Below are 6,705 nucleotides of genomic sequence, written 5' to 3' on the forward strand. Positions count from 1 at the left end.
GCATCATCGCCCGATTTCAGACGCCGTGACAGCTCTGGCAGCAGCACGATACCCACCGCGATGCCGACCACGCCAAGCGGCAATTGATAGAGCCGGTCGGCGGCAAAAAGCCAGCTCACCGCGCCTTCGGTGCGCGACGCGACAAGCTGACCCACCACAAGGTTGATCTGCACCACCCCATTGGCCAGCGCGGCGGGCAGGCCGACAGCGACCAGATGCTTCATCTCGGGCGACCAGCGGGGCCAGCCGGGGCGGATCTTCACACCCGCGCGCTCGGTCGCATACCAGACCAACGCCAGTTGCGCCGCCCCGGCCAGCGGGATCGCCCAGAGCAGCCAGTCGATGACCGCGCCGCCGGAATAGGCACCGATGCCCATCGCGGCGATGGCAAGGATATTGAGCAGAACCGGGGCCGCGGCAGCGGTGGCAAAGCGGCCATTGGCATTCAGAACGCCGGAAAAAAGCGCCGCCAGCGACATGAAGATAATATAGGGAAAGACGATGTGGCCATAGCCCACGGCGAGATCGAACCGGGCGTCGCCCCGGAACCCTTCCGCCGTGGCCCAGACCAGGGCCGGCATGAACATCATGCCAAGCGCCACCAGCGCCAGCACCACCATGGCCAAGCCGTTGAACGCCTCGCGGGCGAAACCGTCGGCATCACCGCCCGCCTCGGCCCGTTTGGAATACATCGGCACAAAGGCCGCGTTGAAGGCACCTTCGGCAAAGAAACGGCGAAACAGATTGGGCAGGCGAAAGGCCGCCACAAAGGCATCCAGCAGGGGGCCGGGGCCGATAAAGGCCAGAATCATGATTTCACGCACAAAGCCAAGCACCCGGCTGACCAGGGTCCAGCCGCCCACGGTCAGAAACCCGGTGATCAGCCGGATCGGTCGCGCGCTCATGCGCCTGCCCGTTCCGCAACGCGGGCGATGGCGGCGCGCAGCTTTTTCTCCAGCGCTTCCTGCTTCAGCTTGTTATGCAGCTTCAGCCCGAACATGTCCTTGACGTAGAAACTGTCGATCACCTGTTCGCCATAGGTCGCGACGACGGCGCTGGCGATGTAGATATTGTTGTTGGCCAAAATCTTGGCAAGATCATAGAGCAGGCCGGGCCGGTCCCGGGTATCGACCTCGATAATGGTGTAGATCTCGGAGCCGTCATTGTCGAAGGTGATGGTCGTCGTGACATTGAACGACCGCTCGCGCTTCTTGATCTTGTCGCGCTTGTCCATCGCGGTCGAGGTCACGACCTCGCCCTTCAGGGTCCGTTTCATCATCGTGCGCAGGCGCGGCAGGCGGCGTTCCTCATAGGGGTGGCCTTCGTGATCCTGGACCCAGAAAACGGCTGTGGCATAGCCATCCTTCGAGGTATAGCTGCGGGCATCGACCACATTGGCCCCGACCAGGCTGAGCGCCCCCGCCATGCGGCTGAAGATGCCGGGATGATCGGGCAGCGCGAAACAGACGCGGGTGGCGTCGCGGTCAAAATCCATCGCGGTGTCGATGCGGATTTCATCCTCGGTGACGTCGCGCAAAAGATGGGCGATCGTCACCTGCGCGTCGGTATCCATACCCTGCCAATAGGGGCCGTAATGGCGGTCGGTCTCGGCTTTCAGCGCCTTGCGGTCCCATCCCTTCAGCCGCGCGCGCAGCAGTTTCTTGGCCTCGCTTTCGCGCTTTTCGCGGTTCAGATCCTCCAGCCCGGTTTCCAGTGCCGTGGCCGTGGCCCGATACAACCCGCGCAACAGGGTGGCCTTCCAGTTGTTCCAGATCTTGGGGCCGACGCCGCGAATGTCGCAGACCGTCAGCACCGTCAGCAGATCCAGCCGGGCGATGGTTTTCACCGCCTTGGCAAAATCGCGCACCGTTCGCGGATCGGCGATATCGCGCTTTTGCGCCATGTCGGACATCAGCAGATGATGGCGCACCAGCCATTCGACGGTCTCGGCCTCGTCCGGCTTGAGCCCCAGGCGCGGGCAGATGCGGCGGGCCAGTTTGGCCCCCAGAACCGAATGATCCTCGGGGCGGCCCTTGCCCAGATCATGGATCAGACAGGCCAGATAGATGACCTTGCGATTGACCCCCGCCTTGAGGATGCCCGATGCGATGGGCAGTTCCTCGATCAGTTCCTCGCGTTCGATCTGCGCCAGGGTCGAGACCACCTGAATGGTATGCTCATCAACGGTATAGCTGTGATACATGTTGAACTGCATCATGGCGACGACGGGGGCAAACTCGGGCAGAAAAGCCGCCAGAACTCCCAGTTCGTTCATCCGTCTGAGCGCGCGTTCCGGGTTGCCGTGTTTCAGCAGCAGATCCAGAAAGATGCGGGTGGCTTCTGGGTCGCGGCGCATGTCATCGTCGATCAGGGCCAGATTGGCGACCACCAGGCGCATGGCATCGGGGTGGATCAGGTATCTCGTCCGCAGCGCTTCTTCAAAGAGCCGCAAAAGGTTCAGCTTGTTGGCCAGAAATTCGGCGTCGTCGGCAATGGCCAGCCGCCCCTGTTTCAGCACGTAGTTGGGTTTGAGTTTGCGCCGCCGGGCCCGGGCCCCGCGCAGCAGGCCGATCAGGCGCGGCTCGGGCTTGAGATGCGCCGCCTCCATCGCGGTCAGGAAAATGCGGGTCAGTTCACCGACCTGCGTGGCGTGGCGGAAGTAATCCTGCATGAAATGTTCGACGCCGCGCCGCCCGCTATGGTCGCAATACCCTATGCGCTCCGCGACCTCGACCTGAAGATCAAAGGTCAGTTGATCCTGCGCCCGGCCCGCAATCAGATGCAGATGGCAACGCACCGCCCAAAGGAACCGTTCGGCGGCGTCAAAGGCCTGGAACTCGTCCCGCGTGAACACGCCCAGATCGACCAGTTCGGCAGCGAATTGCACATCATGTTCGTATTTTGCGATCCAGTAGAGGGTTTGCAGATCGCGCAACCCGCCCTTGCCCTCCTTCACATTCGGTTCCACCACATAGCGCTGGCCGCCCTGCTTTTCGTGGCGGTTGGCGCGTTCTTCCAGTTTGGCTTCGATAAAGACCCGGACCGTGCCGTTGAAAACCTCCTTGCGGAGCGCGTCGTGCAGGTCGGTCGCCAGGCCCTCATCGCCGACAATGAACCGCATTTCCAGCAATGAGGTGCGGATGGTGAAATCCTGAATGGCAAGGCGCGTGCAATCGGAGATCGACCGGCTGGAATGGCCGACCTTCAGGCGCAGATCCCACAGGATATAAAGACAGCTCTCAATGACACTCTCGCTCCAGCCGGTTATCTTCCAGGGCACCAGGAACAGCAGGTCCACATCCGAGAACGGGGCCATTTCGCCGCGCCCATAACCGCCGACGGCCATCAGCGTAAGGCGTTCGGCCTCGGTGGGCGTCGGGCAGGGGTGCAGATAGGTCGTGGCGATGCGCAGCGTCTGGCGCACAATGCCATCGGTCAGATAAGCATAGGCCCGCAGCACCCGGCGCGCGGTCAAAGGGGTTTCGGCAAAAGCCTCGGCAATCGCCGCGCGGCCCTGTTTTTGCGCCTGGCCCAAGATTGCAACGGCCGCTGCGCGGATTTCGGCAGGATCGGCAAGAGATGCAATTTCATCGTCCAGCCGCGCGGCAATGGCGGCCGGATCGAAAATCTCGGCCGCCGGAAGAATCAGCTCTCCGGGATCCGAAGATATGGCGGGTAGGCGGGGGTTCCGGTCAGAAGCCGGGACCGCCAAGGCGTCCTGGAGCAGGGTCAATAATCGCCACCTGTTGATCTTGAATTTCAGCGATGGCCATGGCGCGTTGCACGGTGCCGCTGGGTCGCAGACGGAATACCCCGTTTGCCCCGGCAAAGCCAGAGGAAGCGGTCAGATCACCCGCACCCAAAGCGCCAAGCGTGGCGGCAGTTTCGGTTACGGCGCGCATCGCGTCATAGCCGATGGGTGCCAGAACATGCGGCATGTCGCCATAAGCGGCCCTGTAGCGCGCGTTAAAGGCGTTGGTGGCATTCGGATCGGGCAGTGCAAACCAGCCGCCTTGCAGGCCCGACAGCTCCAGCGTCTGCGAGGGGACATCCCAACGGGTCAGGCCCATCACCCGCACGGCCTCGGTATCCAGCCCGTTTTCCGGCAAGAGCTGCGCAAAAAGCGGCAGTGCTGCCGAGGCGTCGGAGGTGATCACCAGCGCATTGGCATTGCCCGACCGGATCTGCTCCATCATGCCGGGGATCGCATTGATCACACCGGTTTGCGAAAATTCATAAGAGGCCACACCGGAAACGGTGCCGCCGGCATTGGCAACCGCGCGTTGCACCGCATCGCGGGCCACTTCGCCGGCCAGATTCTGCGCGTGCAGGATCTGCACCCGATTGCGGCCCTGGCTTACGGCATATCGGGCCAGCCGTGCGGCGGTGTTTTCATAGGTGCTGCCTAGGACAAAGACATTGCCGCCCGCAATCTCGGTATTGTTCGAAAAGCTCAGCACCGCGATATTGCTGTTGGCAACGGCCACCCCGACCGCGGCGGCGGCATCCGACCGCAACGGCCCGATAATGACCCGCGCGCCGTCGCGCACCGCCTGCCGCGCGACATTGGCCGCCTGGGCCGGATCGGCTGCGGTGTTATAGACGGTCAGCTCGATTACCACGCCATCCTGGTCGGCAGCGGCCAGGCGGGCGGCGTTTTCAAGGCTGCGGGCGACCAGATCGTCGCCGGGGTTCGCGGAGCCGTAAGGCAGCAGCATGGCAACCGCGATCGGCGTGCCGCCGCGCACCTGCGGGCCCGCACCGCCGACCGGCAGCGCCATTTCGCAGGCAGCCAGAACAAAGGCGATAAAGGACAGCATCAAATAGCGTGATGTCTTGCGAAGCGGGCTGAAAGCAGTGAACATGGAGGACCGTCTCCCAATGCGGCGGATCAAATATCGACCGGACCCTACACGGGTTTCGGGCCACAAGTAAACGCCGGGAACCGTGAGAGATGAACGATCAGCCAGCCGCCGCCAGATCTGCTCGATCCGACCGGCTCGATCCCGGTCTCTACCTGGTCGCCACGCCCATAGGTGCGGCGCGCGACATCACGCTGCGGGCGCTCGATATTCTGGCCAGCGCCGATGTCATCGCGGCCGAGGACACGCGGACCGCGCGTAAACTGATGGAAATTCACGGTGTTGCGGTCGGCGGGCGGGCGATGCAGGCCTATCACGACCACAGCCATGCCGGGGTGCGCGACAAGTTATTGACGATGATCGCGGCGGGCAAATCGGTGGCCTATGTCTCGGAGGCGGGAACGCCGCTGGTGGCCGATCCCGGCTATCAACTGGCGCGCGCGGTGATTGCGGCGGATCTGCCGGTGATGACAGCCCCCGGTGCCTCGGCGGTGCTGGCGGCGCTGTGCCTGTCGGGCCTGCCAAGCGACCGGTTCCTGTTTGCCGGTTTCGCGCCGCAATCTGCGGGTGCGCTGAAAACCTGGGTGGCCGAGCTTGCGCCGATCCGGGCCACGCTGATTATCTATGAATCGCCGCGCCGGGTTCACAAATTATTAGGTGTTTTGGCAGATATTCTGGGCGACGGGCGCCAGATTGCCATCTGTCGGGAATTGACCAAACATTTCGAAGAAGTGCTGCGCGGCACAATTGCCGAAGTGCGGGCGCAGATCGAAGGTCGGGTTCTCAAAGGTGAGATTGTCGTCGTCATCGACAAGGGTGAGGCGGCGGTTGTCGGCGAAGAAGCGATGCATGATGCCTTGCGTGCGGCACTGGCCGATCATTCGGTCAAGGATGCGGCGGCCTTGGTTGCCACGGCCACCGGATTGCCAAAACGGCAAGTCTATCAGGCGGCCCTGAAACTGGACGGTGTGGAATGAGCGGACTGGTGTCATATCTGGCGGGACAATCCGCCGAAGATCAGGTAGCCCGGGCCTATGCCCGCGATGGCCATGTGATATTATCGCGCCGCTGGCGTGGTGCCGGCGGTGAGATTGACCTGGTGGTGGAACGCGACGGCGTCGTCATATTCATCGAGGTCAAGAAAAGCCGCAACCATGCCCGTGCCGCGGAACGGCTGTCGCAGCGCCAGTTGCAGCGCATATTCCTCAGCGCGGAAGACTATATCGGGTCCTTGCCGCAAGGGGCGAATACCAATGCGCGGGTCGATGTGGCACTGCTCGATCAGCAGGGGGCCATCAGTATCGTCGAAAACGTCATGTGCGCCTGATCTCTGTATCGGGCCATTGCACGTCGGGCGCTCTCGGGCCATGAATGCCCGGGTATGAGCCGACGGAGATATGCCATGGCCCTCAAGATCGCCTTCCAGATGGATCCGATCGGCGCGATTGATATCGACGCTGATAGCAGCTTTCGTATCGCCGAAGAAGCGCAGGCCCGCGGCCATTCGTTGTTTTACTACACGCCCGACAAGCTCGCCTATCAGGAAGGGCGCGTTACCGCACGCGGCTGGCCCTTGCAGGTTCGCCGCCTGCGCGGTGATCATTTCACGCTTGGCGCGGAAGCTGAGATCGACCTCGCGGATATGGACGTGGTCTGGCTGCGTCAGGATCCGCCTTTCGACATGGGCTATATCACGACGACCCATATCCTGGATCGCATCCACCCCGCCACGCTGGTGGTGAATGATCCGTTCTGGGTTCGCAACTACCCCGAAAAACTGCTGGTTCTGGATTTTCCAGACCTTACCCCGCCGACGACGGTGGCCCGCGATCTGGACACGCTC

At 62.7% G+C, this 6,705-nt stretch carries 5 protein-coding genes and 1 pseudogene; 3 read left to right on the forward strand and 3 right to left on the reverse strand.

Translation table 11 applies throughout. The features are described 5' to 3' along the window. The 3 genes from murJ to ACW8PS_RS09450 all read right to left on the reverse strand — a co-directional run. Positions 1–905 (reverse strand): murein biosynthesis integral membrane protein MurJ (murJ, locus tag ACW8PS_RS09440; RefSeq protein ID WP_491527122.1); only part of this gene is annotated, 905 nt, incomplete at its 3' end. Then, complete coding sequence (locus tag ACW8PS_RS09445; RefSeq protein ID WP_491527123.1) at positions 902–3,733, reverse strand: [protein-PII] uridylyltransferase; 2,832 nt, start codon at positions 3,731–3,733, stop codon at positions 902–904. The genes murJ and ACW8PS_RS09445, both read right to left, overlap by 4 nt. Continuing rightward, complete coding sequence (locus ACW8PS_RS09450; protein WP_491527124.1) at positions 3,693–4,865, reverse strand: penicillin-binding protein activator; 1,173 nt, start codon at positions 4,863–4,865, stop codon at positions 3,693–3,695. Before ACW8PS_RS09450 ends, ACW8PS_RS09445 begins: the two co-directional genes overlap by 41 nt. Positions 4,866–4,954: 89 nt before the next feature. On the opposite strand from ACW8PS_RS09450, the gene rsmI reads away from it, so the two are divergent. The 3 genes and pseudogenes from rsmI to ACW8PS_RS09465 form a co-directional block, all read left to right on the forward strand. Beyond that, positions 4,955–5,839, forward strand: coding sequence for a 16S rRNA (cytidine(1402)-2'-O)-methyltransferase (gene rsmI, locus ACW8PS_RS09455; RefSeq protein ID WP_491527125.1), 885 nt, complete (start codon positions 4,955–4,957; stop codon positions 5,837–5,839). Continuing rightward, positions 5,836–6,189, forward strand: a complete 354-nt coding sequence (locus ACW8PS_RS09460; protein ID WP_491527127.1) for a YraN family protein — start codon at positions 5,836–5,838, stop codon at positions 6,187–6,189. Before rsmI ends, ACW8PS_RS09460 begins: the two co-directional genes overlap by 4 nt. 75 nt (positions 6,190–6,264) lie before the next feature. After that, a pseudogene (locus ACW8PS_RS09465) lies at positions 6,265–6,705 on the forward strand (glutathione synthase); the annotation flags it as partial.

The sequence above is a fragment of the Alterinioella sp. genome, from assembly GCF_058343375.1.